Origin of the sequence: Campylobacter rectus, from assembly GCF_004803795.1 — a bacterium.
Lineage (GTDB): Bacteria > Campylobacterota > Campylobacteria > Campylobacterales > Campylobacteraceae > Campylobacter_A > Campylobacter_A rectus.
In genome coordinates this window covers 381,223-397,093 of record NZ_CP012543.1, presented here as the reverse complement: position 1 = coordinate 397,093, position 15,871 = coordinate 381,223, and the positions used below count along the sequence as shown (strand labels likewise).

General features: G+C 46.3%; 15 protein-coding genes. 5 read left to right on the top strand and 10 right to left on the bottom strand.

Annotation, left to right across the window (positions count from 1 at the left end):
• The 5 genes from CRECT_RS01990 to CRECT_RS01970 are packed head-to-tail and all read left to right on the top strand — an operon-like array spanning window position 1 to window position 4,851.
• On the top strand, window positions 1-1,554 hold the full coding sequence (locus CRECT_RS01990; RefSeq protein WP_039887898.1) for a flavocytochrome c: 1,554 nt from the start codon (window positions 1-3) through the stop codon (window positions 1,552-1,554).
• Complete coding sequence (locus tag CRECT_RS01985) at window positions 1,548-1,946, top strand: cytochrome c3 family protein (RefSeq protein ID WP_004318830.1); 399 nt, start codon at window positions 1,548-1,550, stop codon at window positions 1,944-1,946. The genes CRECT_RS01990 and CRECT_RS01985 overlap by 7 nt, the downstream gene beginning before the upstream one ends.
• Window positions 1,947-1,959: 13 nt before the next feature.
• On the top strand, window positions 1,960-2,544 hold the full coding sequence (locus CRECT_RS01980; protein ID WP_004318790.1) for a cytochrome c3 family protein: 585 nt from the start codon (window positions 1,960-1,962) through the stop codon (window positions 2,542-2,544).
• 17 nt (window positions 2,545-2,561) lie between these two features.
• On the top strand, window positions 2,562-4,178 hold the full coding sequence (locus CRECT_RS01975) for a sensor histidine kinase (RefSeq protein ID WP_004318748.1): 1,617 nt from the start codon (window positions 2,562-2,564) through the stop codon (window positions 4,176-4,178).
• Entirely contained in the window at window positions 4,168-4,851 is a 684-nt protein-coding gene (locus CRECT_RS01970; protein ID WP_004318810.1) for a response regulator transcription factor, read from the top strand. Before CRECT_RS01975 ends, CRECT_RS01970 begins: the two co-directional genes overlap by 11 nt.
• Window positions 4,852-5,351: 500 nt before the next feature.
• Here the strand turns inward: CRECT_RS01970 and CRECT_RS01965 are convergent, their stop codons facing one another.
• The 10 genes from CRECT_RS01965 to CRECT_RS01925 form a co-directional block, all read right to left on the bottom strand.
• Window positions 5,352-6,017 carry an HAD family hydrolase gene (locus tag CRECT_RS01965; protein WP_004318753.1) on the bottom strand — a complete coding sequence of 222 codons (666 nt, stop codon included), beginning with the start codon at window positions 6,015-6,017 and terminating at the stop codon, window positions 5,352-5,354.
• A gap of 529 nt (window positions 6,018-6,546) precedes the next feature.
• Complete coding sequence (locus tag CRECT_RS13155) at window positions 6,547-6,750, bottom strand: mechanosensitive ion channel domain-containing protein (RefSeq protein WP_227932162.1); 204 nt, start codon at window positions 6,748-6,750, stop codon at window positions 6,547-6,549.
• 36 nt (window positions 6,751-6,786) lie between these two features.
• A complete protein-coding gene (locus tag CRECT_RS13150; protein ID WP_227932160.1) occupies window positions 6,787-6,939 on the bottom strand; it encodes a mechanosensitive ion channel domain-containing protein in 153 nt (50 codons plus the stop codon).
• A 201-nt stretch (window positions 6,940-7,140) separates the two neighbouring features.
• The gene (locus CRECT_RS01955) at window positions 7,141-8,139 is read right to left on the bottom strand and encodes an OmpA family protein (RefSeq protein WP_039887897.1); all 999 of its coding nucleotides are present in this window, start codon (window positions 8,137-8,139) and stop codon (window positions 7,141-7,143) included.
• A gap of 143 nt (window positions 8,140-8,282) precedes the next feature.
• Window positions 8,283-8,672 carry a 30S ribosomal protein S9 gene (gene rpsI, locus CRECT_RS01950; protein WP_004318819.1) on the bottom strand — a complete coding sequence of 130 codons (390 nt, stop codon included), beginning with the start codon at window positions 8,670-8,672 and terminating at the stop codon, window positions 8,283-8,285.
• Between the two features lie 2 nt (window positions 8,673-8,674).
• A complete protein-coding gene (rplM, locus tag CRECT_RS01945) occupies window positions 8,675-9,103 on the bottom strand; it encodes a 50S ribosomal protein L13 (RefSeq protein ID WP_002949135.1) in 429 nt (142 codons plus the stop codon).
• A 75-nt stretch (window positions 9,104-9,178) separates the two neighbouring features.
• Window positions 9,179-11,974, bottom strand: coding sequence for a RecB-like helicase (locus tag CRECT_RS01940; RefSeq protein WP_004318799.1), 2,796 nt, complete (start codon window positions 11,972-11,974; stop codon window positions 9,179-9,181).
• Entirely contained in the window at window positions 11,971-14,562 is a 2,592-nt protein-coding gene (locus CRECT_RS01935) for a PD-(D/E)XK nuclease family protein (RefSeq protein ID WP_004318787.1), read from the bottom strand. The genes CRECT_RS01940 and CRECT_RS01935 overlap by 4 nt, the downstream gene beginning before the upstream one ends.
• Before the next feature lie 58 nt (window positions 14,563-14,620).
• A complete protein-coding gene (locus CRECT_RS01930; RefSeq protein WP_004318671.1) occupies window positions 14,621-15,091 on the bottom strand; it encodes a FixH family protein in 471 nt (156 codons plus the stop codon).
• Entirely contained in the window at window positions 15,084-15,815 is a 732-nt protein-coding gene (locus tag CRECT_RS01925; RefSeq protein ID WP_039887893.1) for a hypothetical protein, read from the bottom strand. The genes CRECT_RS01930 and CRECT_RS01925 overlap by 8 nt, the downstream gene beginning before the upstream one ends.
• Window positions 15,816-15,871: the final 56 nt, after the last annotated feature.

The following is a 15,871-nucleotide window of genomic DNA, read 5'->3' as shown; positions in this document are numbered from 1 at the left end:
ATGAATAGTAGAAGAAAATTTTTAGGCAGCCTGTGCATGGCCGCCGTCGCTCCTGCGTTTGCGAACGCGCAGATAGACGCGAGCGACGTGAAATGGGACGAGGAGTGGGATGTGCTCGTCGTGGGCTCGGGCTTTGCGGGCTCGGCTGCGACGTGTCAGGCGCTAGATGAAGGCGCAAAAACGCTGATGATCGACAAGATGCCCGTGCTCGGCGGAAACTCCGCCATCAACGGCGGAGCGATCGCGGTCGTAAATTCCAGCTTTCAAAAGGCGCGCGGCATCGAGGATTCATACGAGCTGTATATGAAGGACATCCTCAAGGCGGGGCTAAATTTAAACCAAACAGAGCTCATCGAAACGATCGCCAAAAACGGCAACGACGCTTATGAGTGGTCGCTTAAAAAGGGCGTTTATTACCGCGACGCTTTGGGGCAGTTCGGCGGACACTCGGTGCCGCGCACTATCTGGCCCGAGATAAACTCCGGCGGCAAGATCACCATCCCGCTGCAAGAGTACGCGATGAACCACGGCGCGACCATCCGCACGCGAGTGATCTTAGACGATCTGATCCGCGATGAGAGCGGCAAGATAATCGGCGCGAAGGTGAGGGAGAATTACGATTTCATCTTCGATCCGCTCAAAGACGAGGCGGACAACAAAAGCGGCACGGTGAAATTTTACAAGATCAACGGCGGCATCGTCATGGCTACGGGCGGTTTTTCGTATGACGTGAAATTTAGACAAACCATCGATCCTACGCTAACGCCCGATCTTGACTGCACCAACCACTACGGAGCGACCGCATACGCACTAAAGATGATGATGGCAAACGGCGTTGCGACGCGCGATTTGGAGTGGATACAGCTAGGGCCTTGGGGTAGTCCCGACGAGAAGGGATTTGGCATAGCGCCGGTGTTTGCGATACCTGCGTTTAGCTACGGCGTGATGGTCGATGCACGCACGGGCAAGAGGTTTATAAACGAGCTAGCCGACCGTAAAATCCGCTCCGACGCGATCTTGAAGATCCACAAAAACCCCGACGGCAGCCTCACTCACCCGATAGTTATCTGCGATAGCGTCGGCGCGCAGGGCACGACGAAGGCAAACGTTTATCGCGGTATCCACAAAAACGTCATTAAGGTTTTTGATACGATCAAAGAGCTCGCCGCGCACTACGACATCCCGTACGAAGGGCTGCAAAAGACGATCGATGATTACACGAGATACGCGCACGCGGGCAAGGACGAAGAATTTAACAAGCCGTTTTTTAAATTTAAAGGCATAGTTCCGGATCTTACTAAGCCTCCGTTTTACGCGTGGCGGGCGCTGCCGAAGGTACATCACACTATGGGCGGCGTCAAAATCGACGTTGAAGCGAGGGTTTATGACACGAACGGAGCGCCGATAGAGGGGCTTTTTGCCGCGGGCGAGGCGGTGGGCGGACCGCACGGAGCGAGCCGTCTTGGAAGCTGCGCGATACCTGATTGCTTGGTATTCGGCAGAATCGCCGGCGCAAATGCCGCAAATTTAGCCAAAAAGGAGAGAAAATGCTAAAAATTTTTAAAATTTTAGCGATCGCCTGTTTCGCTCTTTGCGTGGCATTTAGCGCAGACGGCGCGCTTGCGGACGCTGGTAAATTTAACAAACAAAACTATCCGATCAAATCTCATCACGACAAGCTCGGCTTTGACTGCAAAAACTGCCACAAGCAGGCCGATCCGAAGGACTATAAGGCTCTAAGCGCGGACGAGTGCCTAAGCTGTCACAAAAGCTACGACGTGCTAGCCGAGCGCAGCGGACATCTGGGATATGACGACAACGTCCACGCAAGCCCGCACTATCCGAAAATGGACTGCAACCTCTGCCACCGCTCGCACAAGCCGTCGCAGAACTACTGCGTGATGTGCCATTCGCAAGACTCGATGAAAAAAATATTGGTGCCGTAGGAAAGGAAGCGTTATGAAAAAAATATTTATAAAATTTTGTCTATTTTGCGTTTTCGCTTTCGTTATATTTTTCGGCGGCAATGCGCTTATCCACTCGACCGGCGACGATAAATTTTGCACCCTTTGCCACGAGTGGATGGATCCTATGGTGCAGGCGTATCACGGAGATAAGCACGGCGGCGCAAACCGCAAGGGAATAAAGGTAAAATGCGTGGACTGCCACCTACCGCACGACAGCTACATCTCATACGTGTTTCAAAAGGGACTAAACGGCTTTAACGAGGTTACGCATATGATGTTTAACGACGCGGATAAGATGGACTGGCAAGCGCATAGGCAAAACCGAACGAAATTCGTCTATGACAGCGGCTGCATAAGCTGTCATGAAAGAATTTTAGACGTAAATTCCACCAATGCGAACATAAACGATATGCATAAAATTTACGCGGATTTTAAAGACAAAAAGGATAAACTAAGCTGCGTTAGCTGCCACAAAACGGTAGGGCATAAAAATTTAGGTAAAATCCTTTACGAGATCAAAAATCCGCCGGTGGGCAACTGGGACGATGAACCCAAAAAGGACGAGCCGAAAAAATAGAAAAACGGAGACGCCTCGTGAAAGAGAATGTTTATAAAAATAATATTTTTGCGATATTCTCTTTCATCTTTCTTGCCTTGATGGCGGGAAATTATATGCTTAACCGCTCGTTCGTAAGAGAAATTTTAGTGCGCGAGCAGTTAAGCATCCTAAAAAGCTCGAGCGAGCGTATAGAAAAATGGCTCGAAAATAAAAAATCGAGCCTGCGCGCCGTAAACGAGCTCATATCCAAATACGACTCCGCAAAAGACGAGCAGATCATAACCGACATCTTAGACAAAAGTCAAGAGATCGCAAATTTTTCAAGCGTCTACGCAGGATACGAAAACAACATAACCGTCTCAAGCAGGCTGTTTAACAGGCCGCAAAACTACTCTCCCGTGCTTCGTCCGTGGTATATAAACACGGTAAAAGAGGATAAAATTTACATCACCAAGCCCTACTCGGACGTGGGTCTTAAGGTGCCCGTTATCTCCATATGCAGCAGCATCAAGCAGGACGAGGTTCTAAAAGGCGTGCTGTGCGGCGTAATATCCTTTAGCGACATCAAAACCGAAATTTTAGATCTGCGGATCGAAAACGGGTATCTGTTTTTGATCGACGAGAGCCTAAACGTGCTGCTGCATCCGGATGAGCGCATAGAGCTATCTAAGATCAAATTTAATATAGAAAATTTAGACCTAAATAAAACGCGAAATTACGAAACGGACGATGCGATCTTTACTTTTAGGCCGCTTGAGGGCTCAAAGCTCGTTTTGGTAGCCAAGACGCTTAAAAAGAACATCTACAACAAGATCAACGAGCAGTTCATCGTAAATTTAACGATCTACGTAATAAGCATATTTTTGTTTTTGATCCTTGCGTATTTTTATAACAAAAGGCTTGAGCGCCAAAGCAGGCTGCTTGAGCAGACGAAAAGGGAGTATGAGATACTTTTGTTTCAGCAGACGAAGATGGCCGAGCTCGGTCAGATGATCGCCGCGCTCTCTCACCAGTGGATTCAGCCGCTTAACTCGCTCGGGATTTTTTTAGGCAATCTGGTGCAGTTTAAAAAGACGGGCAAGCTGAGCGATGAAATTTTTTACGACAACATCAACAGATCGCTAGCCAATATCGATTATATGAGCAAGACGATGGATACGTTTAAAAATTTTTACAAGATAGAGAGCAGAGTTCAAAATTTTAATATATGCGACGCGATCCGCGATACGATCTGCGTGCTCTTCCCCAGCAAGCGCACGGTCGATATAAAAGTAAGCGTGGCAAGGGGCGTGAGCCCGCTATGCGAAAACTACGCCAACGAGTTTAAGCAGATCATCGCCTGTCTGATCCAAAATTCCAAACAGGCGCTGCAAAATGCAAAAAATCAAAAACGAGGCAGGATCGTCGTAAATATTAAGCGTGACGCCGAGCACTTCCTCATCAGGGTCATCGACAACGCAGACGGCATAGCCGTGCAAAGAGATAAAATTTTTACCCCTTTTTGCAGCACGAAGGGCAGCAGCGGGCTCGGGCTTTACGTCTCAAAGCTCATCGCAAACAAAAAATGCGGCGGCGATCTAAGCGTGGTAAATTTCAAAAATCCGACGATATTTATGCTAAAAATAGCCGTAAAGGTGGAAAATGATAAATGAAAATATTTTAAAAAAGCTCGGAAATATCTCCGTCTTGCTCGTAGAGGACGACGAGAACACGAGGCTTGCTATCGCGCAGTCGCTTCAAATTTATTGTAAAAATATCCAAACCGCAAGTGACGGCATCGAGGGGTTTGAGAAATTTTTTAAAGGCGAGTTCGACATCGTCGTGACCGATATAAATTTACCGAGCCTTAACGGTCTTGAGATGCTCGATGAGATCAAAAAGCGCGCGCCGCACGTAGCCTCCATCATCATCACCTCCTACGATACGAGCGAAAATATGCTCGCCTCAATCGAGCTTGGCGCATACAACTACCTGCGAAAACCCTTTAAGATCGAGGAGCTGCAAACTACGATCCTGATGGCGACTAAGAGCTTGTTTGAGAATAAAATTCGTCTAAAAGGGCTCTATGAATACGACCTTTTAGGCAAGAGCCTGTATAAAAACGGCGCGCCGATCGGTCTTACGAAGATCGAAGCCAAGCTCTTTTTCCTGCTCGCCAGTAACCTAGATAAGATCGTAAATTACGAGACGATCGAGAATTTCGTCTGGGGCGAAAAGCCGATGAGTAGCGAGGCGCTGCGAATGGTGGTAAAAAAGATCAGGCTAAAAACCGAAAACGATATGATTGAAAATTTCTCCGGCATAGGATATAAAATTTGTAAGTAAATTTTGCCCTTGAGATAGATATAGCGTGCGCATCAAAATAAAACCCTAAGCCTGAAGGCAGGTTAAAATTTACCGAGAATCGTGTTTTTAACTCTTTTTATAGCGATGGCTTAACCGTAATCCGCTTCCCATCTTGGCAAATGCCAAACTAAAACGCGATATCAACAAGTATAGGTTTTTGGTTCAACCAAGCCAAGCAAATGCGATGCTAGCAACCTTTAATCAAGCATCAAGGCTTTGCAAGTCGGCAAATAAAAGGCAATCAAAATTTTAAATTATCCAATCAAATCAGTCATAAATTTAGTCCATAGATACAAATACAACTTAAACCAACCAGGCTCAAATCCGTCAAATTTGAGTCAAATCACCAAGGGTGGCCCAACATTTAGCTCAAATTTAAATTTGCGGTTATGAGCGGATTGCGTAACGATCCAAAATAAATTTCAAATTTATGCCGGAGTAAATCGCCAATCTACTACTTTGACGATTTGAGGTAAAATCTACATACCGCGGCGCTCGCTCGCTGCGATAAATTTGACGGCATCAAATGCATTTGCAAAGATAAGACTTGAATACTCGCGCAAATCAGCTTCCTTGCCGTAGCCGCAAACCAGCCCGACTCCGGCGATCCCCGCGTGCTTCGCCGCTTCCAGATCCATCGTCGTATCGCCGATCATAAAAGCACTCGCCCTATCTTGCGCGCTCGTTTTACCAAGACGCTCAAGAGCCGTCTTTATGGGCTCGGGATCGGGCTTTGGATTTACGACGTCGTCTCTGCCGATTACGGTTTTGATAAATTTCATAACACCCAAGTGCTCAAGCAAAATGACCGAAAACTTCGATGTTTTCGTCGTCACGACGCCCACATCCGCGACCTCGCCAGCAAGCGCCAACGCACCCGCCGCACCCTCAAGCAGCGATGTTTGCTCCAAAAAAACCTGCTCGTATCGCGCCTTATACACGGCGATATAATCAGATACAAGCTGCGTCGGCGCGCCAAGCCCCGCAAACATAACGTCAAGCGGATGACCGACTAGAGCCTTGATCGCTTCAGGCTTCGGAGCAGGCTCGCCGTGAGCGCGAAACGCTGCGCCAAATCCGTCAAGGATCGCGGGCGTCGAGTCGATGAGCGTACCGTCGAGATCAAAAAGTATGGTTTTTTTCATTTTACTTCTTTCGTTTTTGATTTTGATACCGTAAATTTGACGGCATTTTCGCGCCGAATTTACGTTTTAATAAACTTTGATTTTACTTTTTGTATTTTAAATTTTGCCTTAAGCACGTTTTTGCGATTTTTATTAGGCTTCAAATTTATCCAACTTTTATTCCTTTTGAAAACATAAAAATTTAAGCTAATTTACCGCCAAATTTAACTTTACGGTTTTAAAAAATCTAAACAAAATTTGAAAAATAAAAAATTGTCGCAAGAAGTAAAATTTCGGCAACACTATTGCTTATTAAAATTTTAAGCATAAAAATAATCCGATCGACAAGCTACTTGTCGTGATAAGTGATGCTAGATTGGCGATGGCAACAGATGCCTCCTGCGTCAAATTTGCGCTTCGCGCCCTCTAACATAGAGTAACATACCAAAAACGCCGCTCACGCACCAAAATCTAGCGATCAAATTTACGCTACTTTCACCTATGTATCCAACGCCGCTTGACTCTTTTGATATCTTTTTGTTTTCGGCGGCTAAGCTAAAATAATCTCTTTTGCCAGCTTTAAATCATCTTTATAATTTATGGAAAATACGAGTTCGACGCGTCTGGTGCCCTCTTTTGAGAAGTTGATTATATTGCTACTTATAATGCATCCGTTTGGCATAATAATTGTTTTGTAATCGGTCGTACGCAAAACAGTGCTAAATATATTGATCTTTTTGACCGCATTTTGCATGCATGCGACTTAGCTATGATATTTTGTTTAAGGGGTCTAAAAAATATTATCAAAAAGTCTTGCGCCGATGTTTGAAAAAGTATCTTTAAACGCTATACCTACGGCAAGTCCGGTAGCGCCAAGAGCGGCGGCGAACATAAACGTCTCGACGCCCAAATTTGCGATCGCAACTATGATTATGAAAGCCATAAGAAACGTTTTATGATATTTAAAAAAATTTAAAAATACTTCGTCGGGTTTAGAAGAAATGGCTATTTTGATATGAGATTTTAATTGCCAGTCATTTGCCGATAAGTAAAATGGCGATAGAATATGAAATTTTAAAATCGGACGAGATTAACGATCAAATAAGTTCAAATTTAATCTCGTCCTGCTACCAAGCCAGACTAATTATTTGTTAAATCTAGCTTCAACGCGTCTATTTTCAGCGCGTCCTTCTTTTGTTTTATTTGTAGCGATAGGCTTAAGCTCGCCGTAGCCGATAGCGGTGATCTTATCCGCGCTTACGCCAAGTTCCTCAAGAGCTTTAGCGACTGCGTTTGCTCTTTTTTCGGATAATTTTTGATTGTAAGCTTCGGTTCCTACGCTATCGGTATGTCCGCTTAGAACTATGCGGTAGCCCGGATTTTCACCCATAAACATAGCTACTTTTTTGATCTCCTCAAGATATTTTGGAGTTATTTTATAGCTATCGAATGCAAAATTTACGTCAAGATCTCTAAGAAAGATAACCTTCTCGCATCCGGTCTCATCAACTACTACGCCCGCAGGTGTATTCGGGCATTGATCGACATCGTTCAAAACGCCGTCATTATCATCATCAAGGCTTACTACGGCAGGCTCTTGCATCTTTGGAGATTCAGCTACTACAGGAGCATTTTTAGCACCAAATCCCACTGCAAAACCTAGGGTATAAAATACATTGTGGTCGGCATGATCAAATTTAATAGCGTCTACCGCTTCGGCACGCAACGCAAAATTGTCGGTAATTTTGTATTTTAAACCTAAACCGTACTGGCCAAATCCGCCGTCTTTATTTTTAATAAATCTCTTTGAAACGTCTTCATAACCGGTGCCTAACAACCCGTAAATTGAAAAATTCTCGGTAATACCGAAATCTTTAATGGCATTAACGAAATATCTGGCGGCTCTGCCTTTTACTCCGTATTCTCTCACCTTATTCGCATAATTAAAACCGGCCTCTACTTGGTCGATAAAGAAATTTTCAAGGTTCCTGCCAACTCTTAACCCGATAGCGGCTTGCTCGTTCATTCCAAGATTACCCTCAGGGTGAACTCCGCCGATGGTTGGAGTTAATTCGTAATTGTAAGCCGAATCAGCGGCAAAAAGAGCCGTTGCAGCAACTAAAGCGATAGCAATCTTTCTCATAGAAAATCCTTTCACTGTGAAATGTATATTTCAATGATAACACAGAAAGTATAAATTTCGTTTTAACATTCGATATTTGCAAGCTTATAAAAGAATAACCGCAAATATCAATGCACCTTAAATTTACACCGCTCTCAAAACTATTAGCGTTTAGAGAACTGCGGGCTTCTTCTAGCTTTTCTCTTACCGAATTTCTTACGCTCTACGACGCGCGAATCGCGAGTTAGCAAGCCTTTTGGTTTTAGCGTAGCCCTAAAGTCGGCGTCAAATAGCGCTAAAGCTTTTGAAATGCCGTGTCTTAGCGCCTCGGCTTGAGCAGAGTATCCGCCGCCCAGAGTCGTTGCGGTTACGTCTACAGAGCCCTCTTGCTTTGTTAAAAGTAGAGGCTGAACCACTTTTAGCTTGATAGCCTCGTGCCCGCCGAGCCAAGTGTTTAGATCAAGTCCGTTTACTAAAATTTTACCGCTGCCCGGTTTTAGCCAGACTTTCGCTACGGCAGTTTTTCTTTTACCGGTTGCATAAACTTTCGCCATGATTATTTTCCTTCTTTTTTAGCTATTTGAGCCGTGTGCGGATGCTCGCTGCCGGCGTAAACTTTTAGTTTTTTTATCATCTCTCTGCCGAGTTTTGTTTTTGGAAGCATTCCACGAACGGCTAGTTTGAACAGTTTTTCAGGTTTATCAGCCAAAAGCTCGCCGAATTTCTCGCTCTTCGTGCTACCGAAATATCCCGAATGGCGATGATAAAGCTTTTGCTCAGCTTTATTGTTGCCCGTAAATTCAGCTTTAGAAGCGTTGATTATGATAACGTAATCGCCGCAATCGACATTCGGAGTGAAATTTGGTTTATGCTTACCGCGAAGCAGCGTAGCCACCTCGGTCAGCAATCTACCAAAACGCTTGCCTGCCGCGTCAAGCACGATCCACTCGCGCTCCACTTCGTTTGGTTTTGTTATTTTCGTCATTTCTTACCCTTTAGATAATTTTAAGTCGTGATTGTATTCAAATGCACCTTACAGATAGCTTAATTTAAGCTATATTTAAATATCAATGCTTCGAATTTCGTCCCGCAAAGCGTAAAATATCGCCGCTCTCACGCTCAAATTCGGATAAATTTGAGCCAGTATTTTTTTGTACTCCTCAACCTGCGCGATATTTTCATCTATATTTTTATCGCTCGTTTTATAGTCAATCACGCAGATTTCAGTTTCGTCCAAACAGAGCAGGTCAAGCTGCTTTAGCGCGCCCTCAAAGCGCAATGGCTGCTCTTTAAACACTCTCTTCGCCTGCGTCATTTGCTTAAATTTAGACTCGTTTATCAAATTTAGCCCGCGTGCGTAAATTTCATCCAGCTCGCCCTCGTTCAAAAATTTATGAAACGCGTTTCGCATCGAAATTTGCGCCGTTTTTAGCGATCTCTCGTCAAATTTTTCCACCATCTCGAGCAGATAGTGCAGCGCCAGCCCAAAATAAATCGCCTTTTGATTTTTGCCCTCGACTTTGGGCATTTCATCTACGATTTGCTTTGAAATTTGAACTAGCTCTATAGGCTCAAATTTGCCCACTGACGTCAAATTTCGCGCCTTACTAGGCGTAGGCTCGCCGAAGCTAAAATCAACCAAATCAAGATACTCGGTAACCTCGCCGCTACTCTCATACGCCCCAAAAAAGCTCGGATTTCTGCCGTTTGCGCCCGTTTTCTTGACGATGATTAGCCCGCCAATCGCCCGCGTTAGCGCGACGTAGAGCTTGTTCATATCCTCTTCGCGCTCGAGCCGCGCCGCCTTTTCTTTTAGCCTTGCAAAATCCTCGTCGATGCACTGCTTTTTGACGTTATGTCGCACCTGCCAGGAGCCCGCACTCGCGTCGTATTCCGCGATGAAATTTGACCCGTCATGCCGCCCAGCGCCCATTTTATCGCACACGATCACGTTTTCAAACTCCAGTCCCTTTGACTTGTGCACGGTCATGATTTTTACGCCCTCGCCGCTTTTTGCGCTCGCTTTAGCTTCAAATCTATCAAGATTATAGACAAACTCGGTCAAATTTGAATACGGCTGCGCTAGCTCAAGTAGTCGCAAAACGTCCGCGTCGCTCATATCTACGCCGAGCCTACCCGCTAGATAGTGCAGGCTCTCAAGCGCCGATTTTTGCGGATTTACGCTTAGTTTTACGGCATTTACGTCTAGGATCGCCTCGGTATTTAGCTTGTAAATTCGCTCGTCGAATAGGCAAAATTTAGCGTATTCCACTACTGCGCGCGCATTTTTGCTCGCTAGCAGCGACATCACGCCCTCGCTCACGCTTTTTACGCCCGCCTCGCTCAGCAAATTTGAGATTTTATTTATATCGTCGTTTTTCCAGCAAAGCACGGTTATATCGTCCTCGCAGACCCCTTTTTCAAGCAAAAATTTAACCTGCTGCGCCGCCTCCATCGCCACGTCATCGCCGCTACTTACCCGCACGAAGCCAAGATCGTCCTCCTGTGCCTCAAAGTACGGCATCTCGCCTACCAAATTTACCCGCTCGCCCTCTTTTTGTGGCGTTCTTTGCGGTTTAAAATTTTCGATCTTGCCCGCAAACACGGCGTTCGTAAATCTAACCAGCGCCTTTTTGCTGCGGTAATTTACCTCCAAATTTTGCGCTTTGATCTGCGGAAAATCGCGCATCAGTTTGCCAAAAAGCTCCTTTTTGCCGCCGCGAAAACGGTAAATGCTCTGCTTTACGTCGCCGACGTAAAAAAAGCTGCCAAGCCCGTTTTGTCCGTATCCGGCGACGATCTCTTCGATGAGCGGACGCATGATCTCGTACTGCGCGACGTTGGTGTCTTGAAACTCGTCGATGAGCAGGTGATTTATCCGCCCGTCGAGCCTAAAATAAAGCATCTGCGCGTCCGTCTCGCCGCCCCCTAAAAGCTCATAAACTAGGCGCGTCACGTCGCTAAAGGCGAGCGAATTTAGCCTTTTATTTAGCGAGATTTTGCACTCTTTGTAGATTTTTAAAAATCTAGCCAGCTCGGCGATTTTATACTCCTCCAGCGCGTCGAAATAGCGCTTTAGCCAAGCTTTTAACTCAAAAAACATCTCGTCAAGCTCCGGCGTATAAATTTTAGAAAACGTACGATAATCAAGGCTCGCGCGCGACATAAAAGAGCGAGCTAAAATTTCGCTCGGGCTACCCTGCTTTACGGCGCTTTGCGCGTCTTTGCCGCCGCCTCTAGCTAGGACGTATTCGCGCATATTTTTTAGCGCTTCCGCAACGCCGCTTTCGTTTGGAAATGCCGCATTTTCGCTGCTTTTAAGCTCGCCGAAATTTTCGTAAAACATCTCTAAGCTCTCAAAAAAGCTACTTTGGCTGCGCTCGGCCGTCGCTATCAAATTCGCAAGCGCTTTTAGTAGCCGCATATCCTTGCTCACGCTCGCGACAAACTCGCCCCGCTGCAGCTCGTTTAAATTTTCGCTCACTTCAAAATCCGCGCTTAGCCCCAAATTTAAGCAAAAGCTGCGCAAGATGCCCACGAAAAACGAGTCAAACGTGCCGATTTTTAGATCGCTTTCTAAAAAATGAGTCGCCCGAGCGTCGCGCATAGCTAAAATTTCATCCCTGCCCGCGCCCAAAATTTGCTCCAACTCGGCTAGCTCTGCGCCCTTTTCCTCGAGCCGCAAAAAGGTCTGCACGATGCGCTCTTTCATCTCGTTGGCGGCCTTTTTGGTGAAGGTCAGCGCCGTGATCTCGCGCGCGTCGGCGCCTGATAGCAAAATCGCGATAAAACGCACGCTAAGCGCAAATGTCTTGCCGCTGCCCGCACTCGCCTCGAGGGCCAAAAACGGCTTCATAGCTCGCCTTTCACTAAAATTTTATAGTCTTCGTATTCGCTCATCGCGCCCTTCGCCTCCCCGAAATTTATCGGCGTGTCGTTGATGGATTTTAGCTGCTCGATCGCCTCTGCAAGCGCCTCCGTGCTAGCCTCGCCCGCCACCAAGTTCATATTATCTTTTAGATCGTAAAAGTACCCCTCGCAAGGCCTACCCACGAGCGCCTCGTAAAAGGGCAGCTGCAAGGATTTGGCGTCAAATTTTCCGCTTTTATAATCAATCACCGCTAGCTCGCCGCCGCGCCCGTCTATGCGGTCGATTTTGCCAGTTATACGCACGCCTGCAAACACGCTATCAAGCTCTTTTTCGAGCCCATGCACGCGCCATCCGGCCTCATATCTCGCGTCCTCTACGGCCTTAAATTTTTCCATCTCTATCATCGTTATCTCGCGCTCTAGCGGTGGCATGTTTAGTTCCCTTAGCACCGTTTCAAATTTAGCGAGGTCAAACCTCTCAAATTTAGAGTAATACTCAAAAAGCGCCCTGTGCAGCGAGTTGCCAAAGTCCGCCGCGGACGCCGTTTGCGGCATCACGGGCGGCTTTACGCCTAGGATATATCTGTAATAATACCGCCGCGGGCACTGCAAATAGGTGTTTAGCCTGCTAAAAGAGAGCGGGATAGCGAAAAAATCGTGCTTGACGATGATATCTTGCTCGAAAATTTTAGGCTTTGCGGGCGTTTTTCGCGTAAATTTTATAAAATTTAGCGCTCGCGGATTTTGGCTCGGCGTTTTGTTTTGCGTAGCGTTTTCGTCAAATTTACCGACTAAATTTGCGCCAGAATCTAGCTCGCCCTGCACGTCAAATTCAAACAAACTCCGCTCTTTGGCGGTTTTTGCTTGTCCCGACTTAGCCTCGTTCTTTTCATCAAGATGCGGGTTCATCTCGGCCTCAAATTTCTGCTCGTCCGCAAAACCGGTCTTTGCGTCAAATTCGCCGTTAAACAGCGCCGCATAGCTCTCGTCGCTAAATCTCGCGTCCTCCACGGCGTTAAATTCGCCGAGAAATCTCGACGCGATTTTCTCCTCGTTTGCCGCGTAGCATATCGCCGCTTTTTTCGCGCCGCCGATTAGACTCTCGTAGTAAAATCTCTGCAAATTTTCACGGTCGACGTAGCCGATGAGGCCCGCCTTTTGGCGCACGCGCGAGCTTAAAAACATCTCGTTTACGCTACGCTTTGGCACCAAATCGTCGTTAAAATCAAGCACTATGACGCCCTCAAATTTAAGTCCGCGACTCTCCAAAACGCCCATGACGCCGATCTTGCCGCCGCCTACGTGATCAAGCCTAAGCCTGGCTAGCTTTATCAAAAATATCTCGCAAATTTGACGCAGCGTAAAGCTAAAATACCGCGCCAAACTCTGCGCGTAAAATAGCTCCTCGCGAGTTTTTTGCGCGGCGGCGGGGTCGCTCTCAAGCGCCAAAATCTCCTCCATAAGCGCCCTAAAATCCTCAAACGAGCAAGGCTCTTCAAAACCGTTTTTAAATTTAGCAAACAGCTCGGAGCCGACACCAAATTCGCACAGATTAAACTCGAATTCGTTAAAATTCGCGTAGTTATCCTCGCTCAAATTTACGCGGATTTTGTCGTTTATCGCGGTTACTATGCACTTTAAAATTTGAAAAAACCGCGTTCGCGTGAAGCTCTCGCCCATCGCAAAGTTAAACATCTTGCCGCGGTCGTGCAAGCGCAAGATCTCGGCAAAGCTCTCATCAGGCAAGATAACGGCGATGTTTTCGGGCTTGATGCCCCCTGCGACAAACTCGCTAGCCTTTGCCATCGCGTAGGCTGCCTGCAGGCTTCTAGCACTAAAGCTCCTTTTTAAAACGAGCGGATTTTTGCGCACGGCGCCCGTTTTTTTTAGCTCGCGCGAGCTCAAATTTAGCTCAAATTCGCCGTATAGGCTAAACTCGCTCGTGTCAATGCCGGAGATTTCGGCTAGTTTTAGGATCAGTTTTTTGTTAAATTTACTGGTTTGAAAGATGATTTTTAGCGTCGTTAGCTTGGCTATCTCGCCAAACAGCTCCCACTCAAATTCGCTCAAAAAGCCGTCTACTTCAAGATAAATCTCGCGAAATTCCCTCACAAACCCGCCGTTTAGCCGGTAAATTTCAGGCAGCGCGATGCCGTCGTATAGATTTTCGGCCGCGAGCAGCTCCTTATATCGCGCAAGCACCGCCTCGAGGATACCCAGATGCTCCTCGTAATCGGCGTAAATATCGCTAAATTTCAGATCCGCCACGCTCTTTTTGCTGATGGCGAGCTCCTTAAAAAAGCTAAAAAGATAGTCGTTGTTTTTCAAAAAAGCAAAAAACTCGGACGGGATACGCAGCTGCTCGGAGGCCTCTCTCACGCTCGCGCAGGCTCGCTGCATCAGCACCAGCGCGTACGCCTCGTCCGCCTCAAAGCGCCCCGGCACCAGCACGGCCTTTTGCTCAAACTGCGCTATCGTCATGGCCTTTGGCACGAGTTCGTTTTGAAATTTCGCGTTAAATTCGCGGATCTTACGGGAGTTGCTAAAAATATAAAGTTTGTCTAAATTTTGCATAAAAGCTCTTTGTTTTTTGACGCAATGATAACTCAGAGCGGCTGAAAATCAAAGAAAACTAGCGCGCTTCGAAGCTAAATTTATAAAAGCCCGTGTCGTTTGCGTCGGAGATTTTTAGCAAAATTTGCCATTTGCCTTTTTTGGGCAAAGCTACGGGCTGCGTTTTTAAAATTTGCCCGTCAAATTTGGCGTTTAAATTTTGATTTTGCTCGTTCGTCGCAGGTCTGGTTAGTAAAATTTCGTGAGTAAAATTTGGCGCTAAAGAGCCGTTTTTAGGCGTGACGGCGATCTTAAAATATCCGCTTAGCCCGTTAAATTCAGGCTCAAATTTAAGAGCATACTTGGCGTCAAACCTGCGCTGGCTAGCCTCGATCTCGTTTATATTTTCATCGACGTTTTGGTAGCGCTCGAAGTAAAAACCGTCCATCTCCACTGGGTTTTTGACGGCTACGACGATGGTCGCCACGCAGGAGATTATTATCAAAACGAGCGAGATAACGATAGCGTGAGGCCAGTAGTTTTTAGCCATTTTTCCTCCTAAATTTTCTAAAAATAGCGGCGCAAATAACCAGAGCGATAGAGCCGTAGATAAAAATCCTAAACGCATCTAACGTCAGGCGGTTTTGATTGCCTACCGCGTTTTGCAAGCTCACGCCTTTGCTCGCGGCGATCTGTTCGGCAAGATCCGCGTAGCCGTTTAGCACGGCGGCGTTAAAGATATCTTTGCCGTTTTTGGACGCTAAAATCGGCAAAATAGAGCCCGAGCTAGGATACGGGCTTAAAATTTTCTCTTTATCAAAAAGCTTTAGCGTCTGGTGATCGGCAAAAATTTCCACCTTATGCTCCGTTTTAGCAAGCATCAAAAGCACGTAAGGCGGGGTCAAATTTAGCTGCGCGGCCGCTTCTTTTAGCGTTTTACCGTCCAAGCTCTCATAAACCGCAACCCCTGCAAACACGCCGCTTTTGCTCGCTAGCTCCTCGCCCAAAACCGCGATTTTCTCGCTCACGGCGGGGCTTAAGATGTTTTGATTTACCAAGACTATCTCGCGAGGCAAATTTGAACCCTGTAAAGTCGCCGCGCCGTAAATAAAAAGCAAAAAGATAAAAAATGCGTGGGCCAAATTTGCAAATTTGAGCGCGAAAAAACGACAAAGAGCGGTCAAATCAAAGCAAATAAATTTTAGGAATTTAAATAAAAATAGCGAGAGAAAAGTTGCCAAACTCGAGCGGGCGAAATTTATAAATTTTAGCAAACGCAAGCCCTTTTTCTCGTGATTAAATTTGCGAATTTTAAAGAGCGAACAAATTT

Coding starts and splice junctions, on each gene's coding strand:
- CRECT_RS01980 (WP_004318790.1), top strand. CDS start 1,960: ATGAAAAAAATATTTATAAAATTTTGTCTATTTTGCGTTTTCGCTTTC.
- rpsI (WP_004318819.1), bottom strand. CDS start 8,672: ATGGCGAAAGTTTATGCAACCGGTAAAAGAAAAACTGCCGTAGCGAAA.
- CRECT_RS01985 (WP_004318830.1), top strand. CDS start 1,548: ATGCTAAAAATTTTTAAAATTTTAGCGATCGCCTGTTTCGCTCTTTGC.
- CRECT_RS01940 (WP_004318799.1), bottom strand. CDS start 11,974: ATGAAGCCGTTTTTGGCCCTCGAGGCGAGTGCGGGCAGCGGCAAGACA.
- CRECT_RS13155 (WP_227932162.1), bottom strand. CDS start 6,750: ATGCAAAATGCGGTCAAAAAGATCAATATATTTAGCACTGTTTTGCGT.
- CRECT_RS01955 (WP_039887897.1), bottom strand. CDS start 8,139: ATGAGAAAGATTGCTATCGCTTTAGTTGCTGCAACGGCTCTTTTTGCC.
- CRECT_RS01935 (WP_004318787.1), bottom strand. CDS start 14,562: ATGCAAAATTTAGACAAACTTTATATTTTTAGCAACTCCCGTAAGATC.
- CRECT_RS13150 (WP_227932160.1), bottom strand. CDS start 6,939: ATGGCTTTCATAATCATAGTTGCGATCGCAAATTTGGGCGTCGAGACG.
- rplM (WP_002949135.1), bottom strand. CDS start 9,103: ATGACGAAAATAACAAAACCAAACGAAGTGGAGCGCGAGTGGATCGTG.
- CRECT_RS01970 (WP_004318810.1), top strand. CDS start 4,168: ATGATAAATGAAAATATTTTAAAAAAGCTCGGAAATATCTCCGTCTTG.
- CRECT_RS01930 (WP_004318671.1), bottom strand. CDS start 15,091: ATGGCTAAAAACTACTGGCCTCACGCTATCGTTATCTCGCTCGTTTTG.
- CRECT_RS01965 (WP_004318753.1), bottom strand. CDS start 6,017: ATGAAAAAAACCATACTTTTTGATCTCGACGGTACGCTCATCGACTCG.
- CRECT_RS01990 (WP_039887898.1), top strand. CDS start 1: ATGAATAGTAGAAGAAAATTTTTAGGCAGCCTGTGCATGGCCGCCGTC.